24 protein-coding genes and 1 pseudogene are annotated in these 20,770 nt (G+C 62.9%); 11 read left to right on the top strand and 14 right to left on the bottom strand.

The annotated features are described in order from the left end of the window. Window positions 1–136 precede the first annotated feature (136 nt). Window positions 137–802, top strand: coding sequence for an FKBP-type peptidyl-prolyl cis-trans isomerase (locus tag AC07VU_RS05640; RefSeq protein ID WP_495029599.1), 666 nt, complete (start codon window positions 137–139; stop codon window positions 800–802). A 62-nt stretch (window positions 803–864) separates the two neighbouring features. Here the strand turns inward: AC07VU_RS05640 and AC07VU_RS05635 are convergent, their stop codons facing one another. The 8 genes and pseudogenes from AC07VU_RS05635 to AC07VU_RS05600 form a co-directional block, all read right to left on the bottom strand. Next, entirely contained in the window at window positions 865–1,323 is a 459-nt protein-coding gene (locus AC07VU_RS05635; protein WP_007926697.1) for an Rsd/AlgQ family anti-sigma factor, read from the bottom strand. Window positions 1,324–1,531: 208 nt separating this feature from the next. Then, complete coding sequence (locus tag AC07VU_RS05630; protein WP_274304983.1) at window positions 1,532–2,053, bottom strand: disulfide bond formation protein B; 522 nt, start codon at window positions 2,051–2,053, stop codon at window positions 1,532–1,534. A gap of 164 nt (window positions 2,054–2,217) precedes the next feature. Continuing rightward, window positions 2,218–3,456, bottom strand: coding sequence for a heme biosynthesis protein HemY (locus AC07VU_RS05625; protein WP_495029598.1), 1,239 nt, complete (start codon window positions 3,454–3,456; stop codon window positions 2,218–2,220). Then, complete coding sequence (locus AC07VU_RS05620) at window positions 3,453–4,592, bottom strand: uroporphyrinogen-III C-methyltransferase (RefSeq protein ID WP_457275203.1); 1,140 nt, start codon at window positions 4,590–4,592, stop codon at window positions 3,453–3,455. The genes AC07VU_RS05625 and AC07VU_RS05620 overlap by 4 nt, the downstream gene beginning before the upstream one ends. Before the next feature lie 17 nt (window positions 4,593–4,609). Continuing rightward, on the bottom strand, window positions 4,610–5,377 hold the full coding sequence (locus AC07VU_RS05615; RefSeq protein WP_457275204.1) for a uroporphyrinogen-III synthase: 768 nt from the start codon (window positions 5,375–5,377) through the stop codon (window positions 4,610–4,612). Continuing rightward, window positions 5,374–6,315 carry a hydroxymethylbilane synthase gene (gene hemC, locus AC07VU_RS05610; RefSeq protein WP_457275205.1) on the bottom strand — a complete coding sequence of 314 codons (942 nt, stop codon included), beginning with the start codon at window positions 6,313–6,315 and terminating at the stop codon, window positions 5,374–5,376. Before hemC ends, AC07VU_RS05615 begins: the two co-directional genes overlap by 4 nt. Window positions 6,316–6,455: 140 nt before the next feature. Beyond that, on the bottom strand, window positions 6,456–7,202 hold the full coding sequence (locus tag AC07VU_RS05605; protein WP_016703190.1) for a LytR/AlgR family response regulator transcription factor: 747 nt from the start codon (window positions 7,200–7,202) through the stop codon (window positions 6,456–6,458). Next, window positions 7,199–7,603: pseudogene (locus AC07VU_RS05600) on the bottom strand (sensor histidine kinase); the annotation flags it as partial. The pseudogene AC07VU_RS05600 and the gene AC07VU_RS05605, both read right to left, overlap by 4 nt. A 191-nt stretch (window positions 7,604–7,794) precedes the next feature. Between AC07VU_RS05600 and argH the strand changes: the two are divergent. Then, window positions 7,795–9,189 carry an argininosuccinate lyase gene (gene argH, locus AC07VU_RS05595; RefSeq protein WP_274304985.1) on the top strand — a complete coding sequence of 465 codons (1,395 nt, stop codon included), beginning with the start codon at window positions 7,795–7,797 and terminating at the stop codon, window positions 9,187–9,189. Between the two features lie 70 nt (window positions 9,190–9,259). Here the strand turns inward: argH and AC07VU_RS05590 are convergent, their stop codons facing one another. Then, a complete protein-coding gene (locus tag AC07VU_RS05590) occupies window positions 9,260–9,916 on the bottom strand; it encodes a glutathione S-transferase family protein (RefSeq protein WP_053263076.1) in 657 nt (218 codons plus the stop codon). Between the two features lie 125 nt (window positions 9,917–10,041). On the opposite strand from AC07VU_RS05590, the gene AC07VU_RS05585 reads away from it, so the two are divergent. The 3 genes from AC07VU_RS05585 to AC07VU_RS05575 all read left to right on the top strand — a co-directional run bounded on the left by AC07VU_RS05585 (window position 10,042) and on the right by AC07VU_RS05575 (window position 13,796). Then, window positions 10,042–10,338: a hypothetical protein gene (locus tag AC07VU_RS05585; RefSeq protein WP_123572257.1), complete on the top strand. Its 297-nt coding sequence runs from the start codon at window positions 10,042–10,044 to the stop codon at window positions 10,336–10,338. 186 nt (window positions 10,339–10,524) lie between these two features. Further along, window positions 10,525–10,770 carry a TIGR02647 family protein gene (locus AC07VU_RS05580; protein WP_007926676.1) on the top strand — a complete coding sequence of 82 codons (246 nt, stop codon included), beginning with the start codon at window positions 10,525–10,527 and terminating at the stop codon, window positions 10,768–10,770. A 176-nt stretch (window positions 10,771–10,946) separates the two neighbouring features. Further along, complete coding sequence (locus AC07VU_RS05575) at window positions 10,947–13,796, top strand: class I adenylate cyclase (RefSeq protein ID WP_495029597.1); 2,850 nt, start codon at window positions 10,947–10,949, stop codon at window positions 13,794–13,796. A gap of 17 nt (window positions 13,797–13,813) precedes the next feature. Here AC07VU_RS05575 and rnk read toward each other — a convergent pair whose 3' ends face one another. From rnk to cyaY, 3 genes are all read right to left on the bottom strand, one after another. Continuing rightward, window positions 13,814–14,227: a nucleoside diphosphate kinase regulator gene (gene rnk / locus AC07VU_RS05570; protein WP_007926672.1), complete on the bottom strand. Its 414-nt coding sequence runs from the start codon at window positions 14,225–14,227 to the stop codon at window positions 13,814–13,816. Between the two features lie 147 nt (window positions 14,228–14,374). Continuing rightward, a complete protein-coding gene (locus AC07VU_RS05565; RefSeq protein WP_053263079.1) occupies window positions 14,375–14,608 on the bottom strand; it encodes a DUF1289 domain-containing protein in 234 nt (77 codons plus the stop codon). Between the two features lie 4 nt (window positions 14,609–14,612). Continuing rightward, on the bottom strand, window positions 14,613–14,945 hold the full coding sequence (gene cyaY, locus AC07VU_RS05560) for an iron donor protein CyaY (protein WP_007926670.1): 333 nt from the start codon (window positions 14,943–14,945) through the stop codon (window positions 14,613–14,615). A 239-nt stretch (window positions 14,946–15,184) separates the two neighbouring features. Here cyaY and lptM point away from each other — a divergent pair, with 239 nt between their 5' ends. Genes lptM through AC07VU_RS05530 form a run of 6 tightly spaced genes read left to right on the top strand, consistent with a single transcriptional unit; the run spans window position 15,185 to window position 19,771 of the window. Then, the gene (lptM, locus tag AC07VU_RS05555) at window positions 15,185–15,337 is read left to right on the top strand and encodes an LPS translocon maturation chaperone LptM (protein WP_007926668.1); all 153 of its coding nucleotides are present in this window, start codon (window positions 15,185–15,187) and stop codon (window positions 15,335–15,337) included. A gap of 9 nt (window positions 15,338–15,346) precedes the next feature. Beyond that, window positions 15,347–16,594: a diaminopimelate decarboxylase gene (gene lysA, locus AC07VU_RS05550; protein ID WP_150053214.1), complete on the top strand. Its 1,248-nt coding sequence runs from the start codon at window positions 15,347–15,349 to the stop codon at window positions 16,592–16,594. Between the two features lie 4 nt (window positions 16,595–16,598). Beyond that, entirely contained in the window at window positions 16,599–17,429 is an 831-nt protein-coding gene (gene dapF, locus AC07VU_RS05545; RefSeq protein WP_007926659.1) for a diaminopimelate epimerase, read from the top strand. A 13-nt stretch (window positions 17,430–17,442) separates the two neighbouring features. Beyond that, complete coding sequence (locus tag AC07VU_RS05540; RefSeq protein WP_150053211.1) at window positions 17,443–18,168, top strand: DUF484 family protein; 726 nt, start codon at window positions 17,443–17,445, stop codon at window positions 18,166–18,168. Window positions 18,169–18,170: 2 nt separating this feature from the next. Beyond that, window positions 18,171–19,067 (top strand): tyrosine recombinase XerC, encoded by an 897-nt coding sequence (xerC, locus tag AC07VU_RS05535; protein WP_007926657.1) that lies wholly within the window; start codon window positions 18,171–18,173, stop codon window positions 19,065–19,067. Then, entirely contained in the window at window positions 19,067–19,771 is a 705-nt protein-coding gene (locus AC07VU_RS05530) for an HAD family hydrolase (RefSeq protein WP_274304988.1), read from the top strand. The genes xerC and AC07VU_RS05530 overlap by 1 nt, the downstream gene beginning before the upstream one ends. Window positions 19,772–19,875: 104 nt before the next feature. On the opposite strand, the gene sutA is transcribed toward AC07VU_RS05530, so the two are convergent. Together sutA and AC07VU_RS05520 are read right to left on the bottom strand one after the other, a co-directional pair. Beyond that, entirely contained in the window at window positions 19,876–20,199 is a 324-nt protein-coding gene (gene sutA / locus AC07VU_RS05525; protein ID WP_007926654.1) for a dormancy-specific transcriptional regulator SutA, read from the bottom strand. Between the two features lie 102 nt (window positions 20,200–20,301). Beyond that, window positions 20,302–20,727 (bottom strand): secondary thiamine-phosphate synthase enzyme YjbQ, encoded by a 426-nt coding sequence (locus AC07VU_RS05520; RefSeq protein WP_007926650.1) that lies wholly within the window; start codon window positions 20,725–20,727, stop codon window positions 20,302–20,304. Window positions 20,728–20,770 lie beyond the last annotated feature (43 nt).

Genomic DNA, 20,770 nt, shown 5'->3' with positions numbered 1-20,770 from the left:
CGCTAGGGCATGTTGACAGTATCGAATGCCATGCGTTGCAGAGGATCGAAAATGTTCTTCGCGCACAAGAAAGTTACTCACCAGCCGCCACATCCACGCTGGCATAATCCACCTTGTCTCAGGCCGGAGAACGCCCATGTCGCGTTACCTTTTTTTATCCTTGTGTGTGTTGTTGCCACTGGCTCAGGCCGCCGAAGATTCGCAGAAAAACGATGCTCACGATCTCGCCTACAGCCTGGGCGCCAGCCTCGGTGAGCGCCTGCGCCAGGAGGTGCCGGACCTGCAGATCCAGGCATTGGTGGAGGGCTTGAAACAGGCCTACCAAGGCAAGCCCCTGGCACTCAAGGACGAGCGTATCGAACAGATCCTCGCCCAGCATGAAGCACAGGTCGGCGAGCAAGCGGACAAGCCGCGAATCGAAGTGGCGCTGGAAAACGAACAGCGTTTTCTCTCGGCCGAAAAGGCCAAGCCGGGCGTACGCGAACTGGAGAACGGCATCCTGCTGACCGAGCTGGCACCCGGCAACGGAGTACGGCCGGGAGCCAATGGTTCGGTACAGGTTCGCTACACCGGACGCCTGCCTGACGGCACAGTGTTCGATCAGAATCAGCAGCCGCAGTGGTTTCGCCTGGACAGTGTGATTGCCGGATGGCGCAGCGCCTTGCAACAGATGCCGACAGGGGCGAAGTGGCGCCTGGTGATTCCTTCGGGCCAGGCTTACGGCGCCGATGGCGCGGGCGACCTGATCGCGCCTTACACGCCACTGGTGTTTGAAATCGAGCTGCTGGGGGCTACCGGTTAGGGGGCGCAGAAACGAAAAACGGTGCGCAATGCGCACCGTTTCGGTAAAGCTTTCGCGGCAAGTCAGGCCTGAACGGCGGCCTCTTCCTTGTGAGCGTTGTGCAGCACTTCGATCAGGCAATCTTCCAGCTCGAAGCGTTCATGCAGCAGACCACCCAGCTCCTTGAACTTCTCCGCCACGCATTTTCCTTCGTCGCACAGATCGTTGAACGCCAGCAGCTTTTCAGTGATGACATCGATCCGTGGATAAATGGTTTCGGCCAGCTCGAGCCCGCGCTGGTCATTGAAGGCCTTGGCCTCGCCAGTCAACTGCTCGTAGATTTCAAAGTGGCCGGCGGAGACGTAGTCCACCAGGATTGCGCAGAACTCCTGCAGCGGCTGTCGATTTTCAGCCAGCGTCTCAGGCTCCGCGCCGAGAGCATCATAGGCCCGAACCAGTTCGTGACGCTCCTGCAACCAGCGATCGATCAGCAGATGCACTCCACCCCAGCGTTCCTGAGCATTCTGACAACTTTCGAGCATGGCGATCTCTCTTCCCTTATGGGTCATGCCGCTCTGAATCCGCCACTGGACTGAACATCAGCATCCGGCCAGGCAGAACAGCATCGAGCAACGTAATTGCGGTGACACGTGCGGGCCAGATTATGCCCGCTCGACAGCCGCTTCAAGGTACGCAGGAGATAAAGTTCATACAAGTGTTTAATCTTGCGCCCCATCGCAAATCGACGACTCAGGTCGCGGCCGCCCTGCGCCGGCCCCATGGTAGAAGCCGCGCCAGACGATAGGCGCTCAAAATCATCACAGCGATGAAAAACAGCAGGCTCCACTCCGCGGCACTCATGTCCAGCAACGTCCAGGTGACCTCCGCGCACTGCGCGGTCCCGGTGAAAACCAGCTGCAAGGCACGCCCCCAGGACAGGTTGCCGAGCATGAACGGCATGTCCGGCAAGCACGCCAGCAACTGATCCGAAGGAATGTTCTGCAATAACACATGGCGCCCTGCCGTAACGACACCCGCCAGGCTGCAGAACAGTTCAAGCAGCCAGTACAGGGCACTCGTCGGGTATTGTGGCCCCTGCAGGGCCGCGACCAGGCTGATCGAGGTCAACAGCAACGCAAAGAAACGTTGCGCCACCCACAACAGGCAAGGCTCGAGCCCAACCCCGAACTCCAGGTGAAACGAAGCCCACAGGGCCAAGGCACCGGTAAAAAACACAAGGGAGAACAGCAAGCGTGAGCCGGCCAGCGACATGGTGTATCCACAACGGAAGAAACAGGCTGCCACGGTAGAGAAAGCGCTCGGCCCTTTCAAGGCGCGCCATGACAAGATCGAGCGCGGCAAACCGGTACAGAGGCCAGATCGGGGGGGCGTCGCGGGACGGGCCGCCCCTCCGGGGACGGCCCAGCCTTGCGGGTTTATACCCTGGCGGGCACCGGCAGCGGCGATGCCAGGAGGCGCTCGTCCAACAGCCCCAGACCTTCCTGGAACAGCTGGTTGCTGCGCTCGGTATCGCCCAGCTGCGCCAGCAACCGGGCCAGCTCAGCACAGGCTTCAGGGTTGCGCTGCAGGCGCAGGCTGCTTTCCAGGTAGTCCCGCGCCTTGCCCCAGAGACTGGTTTGCAGGCACAGGCGGCCCAGGGTCAGCAGCAGGCTCGGGTCGTTCGGGTGGTCTTTGAGGCACTGCTCGGCGAACTGCAGTTGCCGCGCCGGGTCACTGCCCCGCAGCAAGCCGTAAAGCCGCGCCAGATGGCTGTCGTACTTGCGCTTGAGAGCGACGCGCAGCACTTCTTCGGCCTCGGCCCCGGCGCCCAATTGCCGCAGTTGCTCGGCGTAGGCCAGCACCAGCTGCGGTTCCTGACGCTGAGCCGCGGTCAGTTGCTGCCAAGCGCGGTTGAGCGATTGCAGGCCGACCGTACCGTCCTCTTCGCGATGTGCCGCGAGGGTCAGGTTCTCGCCCCAGGCCCGACGTTCCAGCTCGGCCAGTTCGTTGGCGGGCAGGACCTTGTCCTTGCGCAGCTCGGGCAGCAGGCGGATCACCGCCGACCAATCGCCCCGCTGCTGGTGCAGACGCTGCAACTGCCGCAGCACCTGGACACTGTGCGGATGACGCTCGCGCATGGCTTGCAGGGTACTCAGAGCGCCTTCGGTATCACCGCGATCGGTCTGCAGTTGGGCATGACTCAAGGCCACCGCCAACTCAGCCTGGGGCTGGCGCTCGAGGGCACGCTCCAGCAGGCTGTCGCACTGCTCGTAATTTCCCAGCTCGTTCGCCGCCCGCGCCGCGCCGAGGTAGTACAAAAGAGGCTGGCGCTCGGCTTCTGCGGCACGATGCAAGTGCTTCTGGGCGCTGGCCCAGCGGCCTTCGGCAAGATCCATCTGGCCTTGTTCGATGGCAATCTGCACGCGACGGCTGCGGTTGCGCCGCGACCAGGGATTGACCACGCCGCTGGAGGCCATCACCAGTTCGATCAGTGCCTTGATACCCCAGATCACCAGCCAGATCACAGCGACCAGCGCCAGGGTCGCCCACAGGCTCGACTCATAACGGAAGCTGTCATAGGCAATCAGGATGTACCCGGAATGCTCGGCGATCGCCAACCCCAGCAATCCCGAGGCGGCGATCACCAGGAACAGAATCACGTACAGGCGCTTCATGGGCTGGTCTCCTGCGGGGCATTCGCAGCAGGTTTGGCCAGTGGTTTCACCGACTCTTCAGCGCTCAGGTTGCGTCGCTCCAGGTAGGCCTGAACGGCGCTCAGGGTCTTGGCCAAGTCCGGCGTCTGCACGGTGACCGGCTGTTTGCTCAGTTCGGACACGCGCTCGAGCATGAGTTTGCTCTGCGGATTGTCCTGATTGAAGTTGCCCTTCAACACGTCGCGAGCTTCCGCCAGGGCCTGGGTGTACACCGGCGCCTGGCCGTTCAGGGCCGCCCATTGCGCCTGCTCCAGGGCCAGGCTCAAGGCCAGGCGCACCTGCGTCAGGCTTTGCCCGGCGAGCAACGGCCGCACATTCTTGTCCGCGTTGAAGTCGATACGAATGTAACGCGAGATCTGGTCCCACCATTGCGCCCAGCGGCTGGCGCCGTCGCCGTCGGCGGTCAGGCCCAGCAACGAATCGCCACGGTCGCGGTACTCGGGGGCCAGCTCGGTGAGCTCGGTCACCTGATCGCGCAGTGCGCCCAGTTGCAGGAACAGCCCGGTGCGATCCGGTTGTTCGGTACTGCGCAGGGCCGCGAGGCTCTTGGCCAGCTGTTCGCGCGCGGCGAAAGAACCGGGATCGTTCTGCTCGCGCAGGATCTCGTCGGCCCCCTGCACCAGGGCCTGGGCGCTGCTGATGTCCTGCAAGGCCGAAAGACGCAGGCTGGCCAGACGCAACAGATGTTCCGCCTCGGCCAGACGCCAGTCCTTACGGCTGGCACCCAGCACGCTCTCCAGCTTCTGACTGAGTCGCTGCTGGTCGCCCTGCAACTGCGCGACCAGACGGCGGCGCTCTTCCAGCTCATCGGCCGCCGGCAACTGCTCCAGACGCGCCGTCAGGCGCTGCTCGTTGAGCTTCAGGCTCTGCGCCTCGTCACCCAGGGCCTGCAACTGCCCCAGCTGCTGTTGATTGTTGGCCTGCAGGCTGCGCACCTGCCAGACACCCCAGCCGCCGGCAGCGACGCCGGCCGCCCCCAGCAGCAGGGCGAGGATCGCCAACCCGTTGCCACGGCGCTGCGGAGCAGGGGTTGCGGGTTCAGCCGGTGCATCGATTACCGGCTGGACATCATCTTTAGGCAAGGCTGTTTCGCTCACGTATCCATCCTTTGCGTTTAGAGAACGGGCACGGGTTGCTCCCGTAGCGCCGTTAGCAAGGCCGCGGCGCTGGCGCCACGACAATCCACAACTTTCTCGGCCCCGGCGGCACGCGCCATCTCGGCAACTCGGGGGCTCGGTACAAACAACGGCAGCCGCGCCACCTGTGGCCAGGCCTCGCCGGCCAACTGCTGCAAGTGCTCGAAACCCTGCCCACTGCTGACCACCAGCCCATTCAAGCGTTCAGCTCGGATGCGTTGTATCAGGACCCCGTCGGCATAGCGCGGCAGGTCGCGGCGGTACAGCTCCAGATAATCGACACTAGCACCTTGGCCGCGCAAACGCTCAGCCAGCAGCTCTCGGCCACCCTCCCCGCGCACGATCAGCGCCCGCGGGTCGGGCCGTGCAATAGCCTCGCGCAACTGGGGAAGTTCAAGCAAGGCTTCGCTGTCATCGCCTTGCTCGGGAAAAAAAACATCCAGGCCGTGATCGGCCAGAATCTGCGCCGTGCCGGCGCCCACACTGAACCAGCGCTGGCTCGGCGGCTGCGGCCAGAACTGCTCGAGCAGTTGCACGGCCATTCGCGCGGCCGGCTTGCTGACCACGATCACCGCGCAGTACCGGTGCAACTCAAGCATCCTGGCGCGTTGGGTATCGCCAAAAGGCAGGGCTTGGATTTCCAGCAATGGCAGGCTGCTGCTGAACACCCCCGCTTCGCCCAGAACCTCAGCCAGCAGCGCCGACTCGTCCGTGGGCCGGGTCAGCAGCACACGCCAGTCGCTCACTCTTCGCCAGCCTCGCCATAGACCGCGCGCAGAATATCGTCGGCGCCCTGGGCCAGCAGATCCTCCGCGACCTGCACGCCGAGCGCCGCCGCAGCGCTACGTGGAGCACGGGCCTCGGCGCTGAGCAGCACACCGCCGCTCGGTTCGCCGACCAGGCCACGCAGCCACAGCTGATCGCCTTCGAGTACCGCATAGCAGGCGATCGGTACCTGGCAGCCGCCATTCAGATGCTTGTTGAGGGCCCGCTCGGCGGTGACTCGATCCGCGGTATCGACATGATGCAGTGGCGCCAGCAGCTTATGGATCTCGCTGTCGGCCGTGCGGCATTCGATGCCCACCGCGCCCTGGCCGCCAGCCGGAAGGCTGTCGTCGACGCTGATCGAAGAGCTGATGCGATCTTCGAAGCCAAGACGGATCAAGCCCGCAGCGGCCAGGATGATGGCGTCGTACTCACCGGCGTCGAGCTTGGTCAGGCGAGTATTGACGTTGCCGCGCAGGAAGCGGATCTGCAGGTCCGGACGACGAGCCAGCAACTGCGCCTGGCGACGCAGGCTGGAGGTGCCCACCACGCTGCCCACGGGCAGGTCGTCGAGACTGGAATAGGTATTGGAGACAAAGGCATCGCGCGGGTCTTCACGCTCGCAGATGCAGAACAGGCCCAGGCCTTCAGGGAAGTCCATGGGCACGTCTTTCATCGAATGCACGGCGATATCCGCTTCGTTTTCCAGCAGCGCGGTTTCCAGCTCCTTGACGAACAGTCCCTTGCCGCCGATTTTCGACAACGGCGAGTCGAGCAGCTTGTCGCCGCGACTGACCATGGGCACCAGCGTCACGATCAACCCCGGGTGAGCGGCTTCCAGACGAGCTTTGACGTATTCGGCTTGCCACAAGGCCAAGGCACTTTTGCGGGTAGCGATGCGGATTTCGCGAGAGGACATGAATCAATCCGTACTGATGAAAATACGGCAGATGATAACAGCTCAGCCAAATCAGCTTTGACTTGTATCAGGAACTACAGCCCCTCCCTGGCTGCAGGAACATTGCGGGCGGGGCGCATGACCCGCCCGGCCGCCCGGATCTAGAGCTGCTGCATCATCTTGCGCACGCCGGCCACATGCCGTCGGCTGACGATCAACGCATCACCATTGAGACCTTTGAGGAACAGCTGGAAATGCCCCAGCGGCGTACGCTGCAGACGTTCGATGCGTTCACGGGCCACCAGGGCGTTGCGATGGATGCGCACGAAGCGCTCGCCAAACTCGTCCTCCAGCGCCTTCAGGGGTTCGTCCAGCAGGACTTCGCCGCTTTCATGGCGCAAGGTCACGTATTTGTGGTCGGCAATGAAATAGACGACCTGATCCAGCGGGATCAGCTCGATGCCTTTGCGGGTCCGCGCACTGATATGGCTGCGAGGGCCGCTGCCGCTTTCCGCGGCGGGCCGGGTCAGGGCCGCCAGCTGGACCCGGTTGGGGCGGTCGGCCTTTTTCAGCGCCTCGAGCAGATGCTCGGAACGCACCGGTTTGAGCAGGTGACCTACCTCGCTGACATCAAAAGCCTCGAGGGCGAATTCATCAGGGGCGGCACAAAACACCACGGCTGGCGGCGCTTCGCGCTCACACAAACGGGCGGCAACCTGCAGGCCATCGAGACCCGGCATGCGGATGTCGAGAAGCACGATATCCGGCTTCAGGCTGTCGATCAGGGCCAATGCCTCTTCGCCATTGGTGGCGCTGGGCTCCAGGACACTGTATCCCTCAAGCTCACTGACCATGCGGCTCAGTCGCTCGCGGGCTAGGGGTTCGTCATCAACGATCAGGACATTCATATTGCGCTGGATTCCTGCGTGAGTCTCGCACAAGGATAGCGTAGACAGGTGAAGTGACGTCCGTCACGGCGATCCACGCTAAGACTAGTGCGAGGGCCAAAAAGTGCCCCACGACGGGCACCATTATTTACCCGGGCCTGCTCGATACCGTTCAAGGCCCGCCACTGCACGACATGGTCATGGGGACTGCTGATACAGGACACAAACACCCCCTCTCTTATAGTCGGCTTCCACCCCGACCGCCTCCCTCGCGAATCGCGAGATGGCGGCGGGACCGGAGCGCATGCGACAACGGTTGTGTGATCAGCGACCAGACTCGATGAAACATCCGGGATTGCGCTGTTCCTTCAGTCCAACTGTAGACGGTTGCCAAGACGATATTGCTCTATCGATAAATATCGTTACATCACTCCTCGCACCCCACCTTCGCTCGCCTAGTCTCTGCGCGCCCGAGGTCGGCGACAAGCGCCCACGGCCCCCATGGCAGAAATAAAAACCTGCCGACCGGTGCCAGCTACAGGATTGGCAACCCTGTTATTATCCGCGGCAACTTTTCACCTCATTTCCCTTCCAGCCGATCACGAGCGAATTCATGAGCACTGACAAGACCAATCAGTCCTGGGGCGGCCGCTTCAGTGAGCCCGTCGACGCCTTCGTCGCCCGCTTCACCGCCTCCGTCACCTTCGACCAGCGCCTCTATCGTCACGACATCATGGGCTCGATCGCCCACGCCACCATGCTGGCCAAGGTCGGCGTACTGACCGATGCCGAACGCGACAGCATCATCGACGGCCTGAAAACCATCCAGGGCGAAATCGAGGCCGGCACCTTCGACTGGCGCGTCGACTTGGAAGACGTGCACATGAACATCGAAGCACGCCTGACCGACCGCATCGGCGTCACAGGCAAGAAGCTGCACACCGGCCGCAGCCGCAACGACCAGGTGGCCACCGATATCCGTCTATGGCTGCGCGACGAAATCGATCTGATCCTGGCGGAAATCACCCGCTTGCAAAAAGGCCTGCTGGAACAGGCCGAGCGCGAAGCCGGCACCATCATGCCGGGCTTCACTCACCTGCAAACCGCGCAGCCTGTGACCTTCGGTCATCACATGCTGGCCTGGTTCGAGATGCTCAGCCGCGACTACGAGCGCCTGGTCGATTGCCGCAAGCGCACCAACCGCATGCCTCTGGGTAGCGCCGCGCTGGCCGGCACCACCTATCCGATCGACCGCGAGCTGACCTGCCAGCTGCTGGGATTCGACGCCGTCGGCGGCAACTCGCTGGACAATGTGTCTGATCGCGATTTCGCCATTGAGTTCTGCGCCGCCGCCAGCGTGGCCATGATGCACCTGTCGCGCTTCTCCGAAGAGCTGGTGCTGTGGACCAGCGCGCAGTTCCAGTTCATCGATCTGCCCGACCGTTTCTGCACCGGCAGCTCGATCATGCCGCAAAAGAAAAACCCGGACGTTCCGGAGCTGGTTCGTGGCAAGAGCGGCCGCGTGTTCGGCGCCCTGATGGGCCTGCTGACCCTGATGAAGGGCCAGCCCCTGGCCTACAACAAGGACAACCAGGAAGACAAGGAACCGCTGTTCGACGCCGCCGACACCCTGCGCGACTCGCTGCGGGCCTTCGCCGACATGATCCCGGCGATCAAGCCCAAGCACGCGATGATGCGCGAAGCGGCACTGCGCGGTTTCTCCACCGCCACCGACCTGGCGGACTACCTGGTGCGCCGTGGCCTGCCATTCCGCGATTGCCACGAGATCGTCGGCCACGCCGTGAAGTATGGCGTGGAGACCGGCAAGGACCTGGCGGAAATGAGCCTGGAGGAGCTGCGCAAGTTCAGCGACCAGATCGACCAGGACGTGTTTGCCGTGCTGACCCTGGAAGGCTCGGTCAACGCCCGTGACCACATCGGCGGCACGGCCCCGGCTCAAGTCAAGGCGGCGGCGGTTCGCGGCCAGGCGTTGCTGAGCAGCCGCTAAAAGCTAGCGCGGGCAAGCCACGCTCCTGCTAAGAGCATGGCTTGCCCGCAGTCAGCGACCTGAAACCTTCCTACTTCTTGCTGGCGATCATCGCCAGGAACTGCGGCATCGCCGCGTCCTTGTCCGCCGCGACCCGCTGCACATTGGGCATCTGCTCCAGGCGTGCCATCAAGGCCTTGGCTGCCGGTATCTCGGCCAGATAATCCACACCGAACAGCTTCTGCCCTACCGCGCAGGCCAGGCTCACGCTGTACAGGAAATACAGGTCCGCCACGCTCAGGCTGCTGCCCGCAACATAAGGGGCGAACTTGCCGTGCCTGGCCAGCGAGGCGAACCCCTGCACCAGCTCGTTGCGGGACTTCTCCTTGATAGCCTCGGGGACCGCCATCCCGAAGAACGCCTCGCCATAACAGGCCCGCGCCGGCAACTCGATGTAAAGCTCGATCTCCTTGGCCAGCGCCAGCACCTGGGCACGCGCGAACGGGTCACTGGGCAGCAGCGCCGGCCCAGGCTGGCTTTCAAGGTATTCGAGGATCACGCTGGTTTCATTGATAAAGCCCTGCTCCACCCTTAGCACCGGCACCTTACCGCGCGGGCTGATGGCCAACGCCTCAGGGCTTTGCCCGGCGTAGAACGGCACTTCTTCGAAAGGCAGATCTTTTTCCAGCAATGCCAGTTTCACCATGTTGTAGTAATTGCTGACGGCGAATCCATAAAGCTTGAGCATCACATAGCCTCCAGGCCGGGTGCGGGGTTGGCAGCCACTCTTATAGAACCTCGACAGCCGACTGGCCAGCAGCATCAGGCTCCTGAATACGGGTAAACTGGCGACCTTTCCTTGAGGAGCCTGCCATGAGCGAGCCAACCCCCGGTACCAGCAACGACGACAGCGACGAAGAAGCGTTCACCGAAAACACCCTGATCGAAGCGATCGAAAACCAGATCGAAAGCGACAACCCGCCCGCGGCCAAGGCCACCTTCAACAAGCTGACCCTGGTCGGCTATGAGCGTGACGAAATCCTCAACCTCATGGCTCACGTCCTGGCAGTGGAAATCGACGCGATCCTCGAAGAAGACCGCGCGTTCGACACCCAATGGTACGAAGCCGCGCTGCGCGCCCTGCCCGAGCTGCCGCCCGAGAAGAAATAAGCCCGCCACGCCTCGCGTCCGCCCCTGGCCGGCGCGATGGCGAGCCTTGACTACACTGGTACGCGCCCTGCGGCCAAATACCGCCGCCCAGAGGCGTAAAAGTCCGCAGCGGACACTGGACAGGCTGCCCAACTGCGGTCACCTTAAGGACGCTGTCGTCTAATTCCTAGAAAGTCTGGAGTCCTTATGTCGTATACCCCTGAGTTGGTTGCCGAACTGGAAATCCTTGCACTCTTCAACCTGGACAGTTCCCAGGAAGGCCTGAAAATCCATCAGACCGCTGCCCCCCAAGCTATCGCCGCCGCACGACGCCTGTTCGAAAAAGAGCTCATTACCCAGCCCGATGGTGGTTACCTGACCAGCCTGGGCCGCGATGCCGCCGAGCATGCCCAAGGCCTGCTGACCATTCTGACGGTCAAAGAAGCCGCCTGAACGCTTTCCCCTACGGCCCTCGGAATCCCCGCCTGTCGGATTCCGCGGGCAAGCTCCAGTTGCCCGCTGGAAATCTGACGTCAAAAATAAAATTCAGCTTAAAGCTCGCCCTCGACTGGCTGTAAACTCCTCCACCTATAAGACCTCCCACGTTCAAGCTTCGCGAGCCTGTTTGAATGACCCGCACCCATGAAATCCGCCCAGATCTGGACGAGGGAATCGATCGCAAGGTTCTCAGCCAGCTGCGTGCGCGCTTTCTGAAGCTCAACGAAGGGCGTCTGGATCGGGCCATGGAGGGGTTATCGCCGCGCCAGCAACTGGTGCTCAACCTGTTGCCGCTGTTCTTTCACGTCAACCACCCGTTATTGCCGGGTTATGTGTCGGGCGGCACACCCGCCGGGCTGTCGAACTACGAACCCGACACCTCAACGCTCAACGAAGCCCAGCGCCTGACTCGCTCGTTTTCCTACAAGGTCCGGCCCGGCAATGCACCGCGACCTATCCATGGCCTGTTCCTGATGGGCAGCCTGGGCACCCTGGCCCAGGCTGACCAGAGCGATATGGATGTGTGGGTCTGCCATGCGCCCGACCTCGGCGAAAACGAACTCGCCGAACTGCGCAAGAAATGCCTGCTGCTGGAAACCTGGGCTGCCAGCCAGGGCGCCGAGGCGCACTTCTTCCTGATCGACCCCAGCCGCTTCGTCCGTGGCGATCGCGACACCCAGCTGAGCTCGGACGATTGCGGCACCACTCAGCACTATCTGCTGCTGGACGAGTTCTATCGCACGGCCATCTGGCTGGCCGGGCGTACGCCACTGTGGTGGCTGGTGCCGGTGTACGAAGAAGCCCGCTACCAGCAGTACACCCATACACTGCTGTCCAAGCGTTTCATCCCTGCCGACGAAAACCTCGACCTTGGCCATCTGGCCCATATTCCGCCGGGCGAATTCATCGGCGCCGGGCTCTGGCAGTTGTTCAAGGGCATCGAGTCGCCGTACAAGTCGGTGCTCAAGCTGCTGCTGACCGAGGTCTACGCCAGCGAACACCCGCGGGTGGAATGCCTGAGCCTGCGCTTCAAGCAGGCGGTGTTCGCCAATCGCCTGGACCTCGACGAGCTGGACCCGTACATCGTGGTCTACCGGCGCATCGAGGAATACCTCAAGGCCCGTGGCGAACCGGAGCGCCTGGAGCTGGTACGGCGCAGCCTGTATCTGAAGGTCAACCGCAAGCTCACCGGCAACAACGGCGCGCGCAACCCGAGCTGGCAGCGCTCGCTGCTCGAACGGCTGGCCCACGAATGGGGCTGGGATCAACGCCAGCTGGCAATGCTCGACAGCCGCAGCCAGTGGAAAGTCCGCCAGGTCAGCGCCGAACGCCGGGCCCTGGTCAACGAACTGAACTACAGCTACCGCTTCCTGACCCAGTTCGCCCGTAGCGAGCAGACCCTCGGCCTGGTCAACAAGCGCGACCTGAATATCCTCGGCCGCCGCCTGTACGCGGCCTTTGAACGCAAGGCCGGCAAGATCGAATTCATCAACCCCGGCATCGCCCCGGACCTGGCCGAAGACACCCTGACGCTGGTGCAGTCGCCCAACAAGAAAGAACCGGGGCAAACCCACTGGGGCCTGTACAACGGCAGCCTGAATGCCCTGGAGTGGGAACACTTCGCGCCGATCAAGCGCAGCCGCGAACTGCTGGAGCTACTGACCTGGTGCCATCGCAACGGCGTGATCGACAGCAGCACGCGCCTGGCGCTGCACCCGGGCAGCAGCGACTTGAGCGAGTTCGAACTGTTCAATCTGCTGGGCAGCCTGCAACAGACCATCGCCCTGCCCCTGGGCACCGTCAGCGAAGAGCGCCTGCTGCACAGCAGCGTGCCCAGCGAAGTGCTGATCCTGGTGAATGTCGGCCGCGACCCGCTCAAGCATCACCGCGACCTGAACATCCTGATGACCACCGAGCGCACCGACTCTTTGAGCTACGCCGGGGTGCGGGAGAACCTGGTGCTGACCCTCGACCAGGTGACGCTCAACAGCTGGAACGAGGTATTAGTCGGCCGTTACGACGGCGCCCATGCCCTGCTCGACTGCCTGCGCGACTACCTCAACAACCTGCCGCGCGGCCCTGAGCAACCGAAGCTGCGAGTGCGCTGCTTCTGCCACAACCGCGCGCAGTTCATCGCCCAACGGGTCGAAGAGCTGTTCGACACGGCGCAGAACCTGTTGCTCAGCCAGCTCAACCACCGCTACCTGATCCAGGTCCAGCAGCATTACCACGTGCTGGAGTTGGTGCCGGGCCAGGTCAATCATGTGGCGCTGGCAAGCCTGCCGGCGCTGATCAACTACCTCGGCGAAGAGCAGTCGAGCTACAGCCCGCTGCACCTGGACCCGATGGCCCTGGAAGAACACGACCTGGCGCTGATCCTGCCGATGGGCCAGCCTGATTGCATCCAGGTGTTCTACCGTGTCGTCGAGGCTCAGGCCGAGCTATACGTGCTGGATGAATTCGATGCGCTCTGGCAGCAACGCCTGCCCTACCACGACGAACAGAGCCTGCTGGTCCCCCTGCAACGCTTCCTGCAGTCGATTCTCTACCGGCGCGATGCCCAACTGCCGATGGAGGCCTCCCAGGCTCTGGTGCCGCTGGATATTTTGTATTACCAGATATTGCCCTCAGGCAGCACAAGGGCCCGTCGAATCGAGCCACGCCCGGCACCCCAGACACCAGCGAACAAAGCCTTTTATGACGTGCAGGGCATCATCGGCAAAGCCGCACCGGGGCAGGTGCAGGTCACTCTGTATTGCAATCAACGGGAGTTTTCCGAGCTGGAGCATGGCGACCAGCTGTTCGCCGCGGTCGCCCAGGAGATTGTCGGCCAGCGTCGCGAAACCGAGCGCTATCGCTGCTATATCACCGACCTGGACCTGTCCGGCCTGCTCGGTGAGCACCACGGCTCAAGCAATCTCTACCTGCGCTACAAGGCCGACCTGGAGCGCGCCTTGAACGACGCGCTCGAGCAGGTCTAGCCGGTCAGCGGCGCCCTTCAGAGGTGAAAGTCGCCAGCCGCTTCGGGTTGGTATTCCACTTCCAGCAGGGTCAGCTTCAGGGTCTTGCCGCCGGGCGCCGGCCAGTCGATGTACTGCCCGACCTGCAAACCGAGCAAGGCGCTGCCCACCGGCGCCAGGATAGAGATCCGGCCCTCGTCGGCGTTGGCGTCCTGCGGATACACCAGGGTCAGGTGATAGTCCTTGCCGCTGCCCTCTTCGCGGCAATGCACACGCGAATTCATGGTCACGACACCAGGCGGGACTTCATCGTGGCCCACCAGGGTTTCGGCGCGATCCAGCTCGGTCTGCAACGCAATGACGCCAGGCAGCGTGTCGTCCAGGCTGTCGATCAGGCGCTCCAGACGCTGCACGTCGAGGCGGGTGAGAATGATGGAAGGTGCGGTGCTCATGATCCAGGCAGACTCCTTTTTTCGGCACAAAAAAGCAAAACCCCGTCCAGATAAGACGGGGTTTTCACTGGCCTCGATGTGGCGAGGCGTAACCGGACACTACCACAGCAGCACAAATAAACAAGCCGCCGGGCTTTTGTGCCCGGGCTAGCCCATACCGGGCGCCGCAGCCCGCTTGCGCTCCAGCGCCTGACGACAGATGACTCGCCGTCGCTCATCGTCCGCCGAGCGCCATTCGCGAATGTCTTCCACATGCCGGAAACAGCCCTTGCAGACTTTTTCCTCATCCAGCCGGCACAGGCTGATGCAGGGCGAGGCCACGGCCGGGCTGACATTGCTGTACAGCGGCTTGGGCGGGCGCGCCGGGGCGGTTGGCGTCACAGTCTCAGAGCCCTTCGAACTCAAGCTTGATATCGGCCTGCTCGAGGACGATGCGCTCGAGCATTTCGCCCAGCTGCTCTTCGCTCTTGTCGCACATCCAGCGCTCGCTTTCTTCGTCGTAGTCGAAGTGGAAACCACCGGAGCGCGCGGCCAGCCACAGCTGACGCAGCGGCTCCTGGCGGCTGAAGATCACCTGGCTGCCGTTTTCGAACTTGACGGTGAGCACACCGGCGGAGCTCTCCAGATCGATATCCAGGTCACTCTCCTCGAAAATGTCCTCCAGCGTCTGCTGGGTGGCATCGACCAGGTCGTGGAAACGGGCTTCAGTCAAACTCATTGCGGGAACCTCGAAAAGTGTCTACTCACGCTCAAGCGCCGCAAGATACGGGCGCATCCGGGCGAATGCAAAGGATACCGATCAAGGGCGCGGGCGGCAGAGAAAATATCCCCGCAACCGCCGCGCCCAGCGCCCGTGCCCGGGGCAAAGGCCCGCCGGACGGGTGTTCCAGCGCATAGGCAAGCCGTCGGGTGGCCGGTATACTCGGGCGCAATTAACGCATTCTCAAGGATTTCGCCATGAAGCGCCTGATCTCTTCCCTTGCTGCGCTCGTCGCGGTTGCCTGCCTTGTCACTGCCTGCGGTCAAAAAGGCCCGCTGTATCTTCCCGATGACAGCAAATCCCCTGAAGACCAAGGTCACTCGCAGTCGCACAAGCACGACACCAACTAAGGGAACCCCATGGACGCTTTTAACTACCGCGACGGGCAGCTGTTCGCGGAAGGTGTAGCGTTGTCCGCCATTGCCGAGCGCTTTGGCACGCCGACCTACGTCTATTCCCGAGCGCATATCGAAGCGCAGTACCGCGCGTACGCCGATGCCCTCGCCGGCATGCCGCACCTGGTCTGCTTCGCGGTAAAGGCCAACTCCAACCTGGGTGTACTGAATGTCCTGGCGCGTCTGGGCGCCGGTTTCGACATCGTCTCCCGGGGCGAGCTGGAACGCGTCCTGGCCGCTGGCGGCGCGGCCGACAAGATTGTCTTCTCCGGTGTCGGCAAGACCCGTGACGACATGCGTCGCGCCCTGGAAGTCGGCGTGCACTGCTTCAACGTCGAGTCCAGCGACGAGCTGGAACGCCTGCAACAGGTTGCCGCCGAACTCAAGGTTCGCGCGCCGGTTTCGCTGCGGGTCAACCCGGATGTCGATGCTGGCACCCACCCGTACATTTCCACCGGCCTGAAGGAAAACAAGTTCGGTATCGCCATCGCCGATGCCGAAGACGTGTACATCCGCGCGGCACAGCTGCCGAACCTGGAAGTGGTCGGCGTCGATTGCCATATCGGCTCGCAACTGACCACCCTGGCGCCCTTCATCGATGCCCTCGACCGTCTGCTGGACCTGGTCGACCGCTTGGGCGAGTGCGGCATCTACCTGCGCCACATCGACCTCGGTGGCGGCCTGGGCGTGCGTTATCGCGATGAAGAGCCACCGCTGGCCGCCGACTACGTCAAGGCCGTGCGCGAACGCCTCGATGGCCGCGACCTGGAACTGCTCTTCGAACCCGGCCGTTTCATCGTCGCCAACGCCGGGGTACTGCTGACCCGGGTCGAGTACCTCAAGCACACCGAACACAAGGACTTCGCCATCGTCGACGCGGCGATGAACGACCTGATCCGTCCGGCCCTGTACCAGGCCTGGATGGACGTCAGCGCCGTACGCCCGCGCGATGGCCAGGCACGTACCTACGACATCGTCGGCCCGATCTGCGAAACCGGCGACTTCCTGGCCAAGGAACGTCAGCTGGCCCTGGAAGAGGGCGACCTGCTGGCCGTGCATTCGGCCGGTGCCTACGGTTTCGTCATGAGCTCCAACTACAACACCCGCGGTCGCGCTGCTGAAGTGCTGGTCGATGGTGAACAGGCTGTTGAAGTGCGTCGCCGCGAGACGGTAGCCGAGTTGTTTGCTGGCGAAAGCCTGCTGCCGGAGTAAAACCATGCTGCTGCGTTTTACCAAGATGCACGGCCTGGGCAATGACTTCATGGTCCTCGACCTGGTCAGCCAGCACGCGCACATCCTGCCCAAACATGCCAAGCAATGGGGCGATCGCAACACCGGAGTCGGTTTCGACCAGTTGCTGATCGTCGAGGCGCCGAGTAATCCGGATGTGGATTTCCGCTACCGGATCTTCAATTCCGACGGCTCCGAAGTGGAGCAATGCGGCAACGGTGCGCGCTGTTTCGCCCGTTTCGTGCTGGACAAGCGCCTGACCACCAAACGCCAGATCCGCGTCGAGACCAAAAGCGGCATCATCGAACTGGATGTGCGCAACGACGGTCAGATCAGCGTCGACATGGGCGCGCCGCGCCTGGTACCCGAGCAGATTCCATTCGTGGCGCCGGCCCAGGCCCTGAGTTACCAGGTCGAAGTCGATGGCCAGACCGTCGAATTGGCCGCGGTGTCCATGGGCAACCCTCATGCGGTGCTGCGGGTCAACGACATCAACAGCGCGCCGGTGCATGAGCTGGGACCGAAGATCGAACATCACCCGCGCTTCCCGGCCCGGGTCAATGTCGGCTTCATCCAGGTCATCGACCGTCAGCGCGCGCAGTTGCGGGTCTGGGAACGTGGCGCCGGGGAAACCCAGGCCTGCGGTACCGGCGCCTGCGCCGCCGCAGTGGCCGCGATCAGCCAGGGGTGGATGGATTCGCCGCTATTGATCGACCTGCCGGGCGGGCGCCTGTCCATCGAATGGGCAGGCCCTGGCCAACCGGTGAAGATGACCGGCCCGGCAGTGCGCGTATACGAAGGACAGGTGCGTCTTTGAATGAGCGAAAACCATGACTGATCAGCCTCAGGTTCCAGCCGAACAGCCCGACGAATCTCCTGCCGAAAACCTCGAGGCGGCGGCGATCGCCGCGTACCTGGAGGCTCATCCGGACTTCTTCGTCGAGCATGAAGAACTGCTCCCGGCGTTGCGCATTCCCCATCAGCGCGGTGACACCATCTCGCTGGTGGAGCGGCAGATGAAGATCCTGCGCGAGCGCAACATCGAGATGCGTCACCGGCTTTCGCAGTTGATGGACGTGGCCCGGGACAACGACCGGCTCTTCGAGAAGACCCGGCGCCTGATTCTCGCGCTGATGGATGCCAACAGCCTGGAAGACGTGGTGATGAGCGTCGAAGACAGCCTGCGCCAGGACTTCCAGGTGCCTTTCGTGAGCCTGATCCTGTTCAGTGACAGTGCCATGCCGGTGGGCCGCTGGGTCACCGCGGCCGATGCCCAGACCGCCATCGGCGGCTTGCTGACCGAAGGCAAGAGCATCAGCGGCAGCCTGCGCGAGCATGAGCTGGACTTCCTGTTCGGCGAAGAGCAGCGCCAGCAGATCGGCTCGAGCGCCGTGGTCGCTATCGCCCATCAGGGCATTCACGGCGTGCTGGCCATCGCCAGCCGCGACCCGCAGCACTACAAAAGCTCGGTGGGGACGCTGTTCCTCAGCTATATCGCCGAAGTCATGGGCCGCGTGCTGCCGCGCTTCACTCACTCGCTACGCTCGGTTCGCTGACCATGGAACGACAACTGGACGCCTACTGCGAGCACCTGCGCAGTGAGCGCCAAGTGTCGCCCCATACGCTGCAAGCCTACCGCCGCGACCTGGAAAAAGTGCTGGCCTTCTGTGCCAAGCAGCAGGTTTGCAGCTGGTCCGACCTGGACATCCAGGGCCTGCGCAGCATGATTGCGCGCCTGCACCAGCAGGGCCAATCCTCTCGCAGCCTGGCGCGCCTGCTCTCCGCCGTACGCGGCCTGTACCACTACCTGAACCGCGAAGGCCTGTGTAATCACGACCCGGCCAACGGCCTGGCGCCACCCAAGGGCGAGCGCCGCCTGCCCAAGACCCTGGACACCGATCGCGCACTGCAATTGCTCGATGGCGCGGTGGAGGATGATTTCCTCGCGCACCGCGACCAGGCAATTCTCGAGCTATTCTATTCCTCCGGCCTGCGCCTGTCGGAGCTGACCAGCCTCGACCTCGAACAATTGGACCTGGCCGATGGCCTGGTGCAGGTCCACGGCAAAGGCAGCAAGACCCGGGTCCTGCCGATTGGCAAGAAGGCCCGCGAGGCACTGCAGCTGTGGCTACCGCTGCGGGCGCTGAGCAATCCGCCGGACGACGCGGTGTTCGTCAGCCAGCAGGGCCGGCGCCTGGGCCCCCGGGCGATCCAGCTGCGGGTCAAGGCCGCCGGCGAGCGCGAGCTGGGACAGAACCTGCATCCGCACATGCTGCGACACTCCTTCGCCAGCCACATGCTGGAATCCTCCCAGGACCTGCGCGCGGTACAGGAACTGCTGGGGCACTCGGATATCAAGACCACCCAGATCTATACCCACCTGGACTTCCAGCACCTGGCAGCGGTCTACGACAGCGCCCACCCACGGGCCAAACGCAACAAAGGCGGTGAGTAATGACGATCAAGCTGATCACCTTCGACCTCGACGACACGCTGTGGGATACCGCGCCCGTGATCGTCAGCGCCGAAGCCGTGCTGCGCCAGTGGCTGACCGACCACGCTCCGCAACTGGGCGGCGTACCGGTGGAGCATCTCTGGACCATCCGTGAGCGGGTGCTGAGCAACGAGCCGGGGCTCAAGTACCGCATCAGCGCGCTGCGCCGACGGGTGCTGTTTCATGCGCTGGAGGAAGCCGGCTACGACCAGGGCCAGGCCAATGCCCTGGCCGACCAGAGCTTTGAAGTGTTCCTGCATGCGCGGCATCAGCTGGATATCTTTCCCGAGGTGCAGCCGACCCTGGAAGCGCTGGCCAACCACTTCGCGCTGGGCGTGGTCACCAATGGCAACGCCGACGTGCGCCGCCTGGGGCTGGCGGATTACTTCAAGTTCGCCCTGTGCGCCGAAGACATCGGCATCGCCAAACCCGATGCACGGCTGTTTCACGAAGCCCTGCAACGGGGCGAGGCGACACCGGACACCGCCGTGCACATCGGCGACCACCCGGGCGACGACATCGCCGGGGCGCAGCAGGCCGGCTTGCGGGCCATCTGGTTCAACCCGGCCGGCAAGGCCTGGGAGGCGGACCGGTTACCGGATGCGGAAATCCGCAGCCTGACCGAGCTGCCGAAACTGCTGGCGCACTGGCACAACGGCGCCTGATCGGACGCTGTCGCAATCACTGCAACACCGCACTCTCGCCAACAAGCGCCCATGAAAAAGCCCGCAGCGACGGCGGGCTTTTTCAGCAAGCAAGTGGCAGGCGCTCAGATAGGCCGGCTACCGTACTTGTTATCAGGCTTCTTGGGCGGATCGGCAACCACATTGGCCTCGACTTCCTGCACTTTACCGCCACGGGCCAGGAACTCCTCCATGGCGCGCGCCAGTGCATCACGCTCTTTGTTCTTGGCTTCGACACTCGGCAGCTCGTCTACCGAGACGGCAGCCTTGGCCTTGCCTTTGGCGGTCGGGGCAGGAACATCACTGCCATCGTCTTCCGCCACATCGTCGGCGGCCGCTTCAAGACCTTCTTCGGTTTCGTCTTCGTCGCCTACTTCGAGGTCGTCGTTTTCCAGATCATCGTCGCTCATGTTCTACCTCATGACTTGCGAAAAGCAGATTAGTTATAGCCCAGCTGAGCCGACTGTCGAAGGCCGCTGGAAAAAAATCAACATCCACTGATAACCAGCGGCTTATGCCTTATCACCGTGCAAGGTGGCAAGGACTTTGCGGGCACCGCCATGATCGCGATGCTCGCCCAGATAAACGCCTTGCCAGCTGCCTAACGCCAAGCGACCCGCCGAGACCGGCAAGCTCAATTGACAGCCTAGCAAACTGGCCTTGAAGTGCGCCGGCAGATCATCGGGCCCTTCGTCGTCATGTTCATACCCGGCCATGCCTTGAGGCACCAGGGAGTTGAAGAAACGCTCGAAGTCACGACGAACCGCAGGGTCGGCATTCTCGTTGATGGTCAACGAGGCCGAGGTATGCTGCAGCCACAAATGCAACAGACCGACCCGACATGCCTTCAGTTCAGGCAGGCCGGCGAGCAACTCGTCCGTTACCAGATGAAAGCCCCGGGGCCTTGCCCGCAGGGTAATCAGAGTCTGTTGCCACATACAGTTCTCCGCACATTCGGCGCGCATTCTAGCGCGCTCTGGG

The organism is Pseudomonas sp. GW821-FHT02B10, assembly GCF_059421865.1.
The sequence above is the reverse complement of the archived record's forward strand: the minus strand, read 5'-3'. Positions and strand labels throughout refer to the sequence as shown.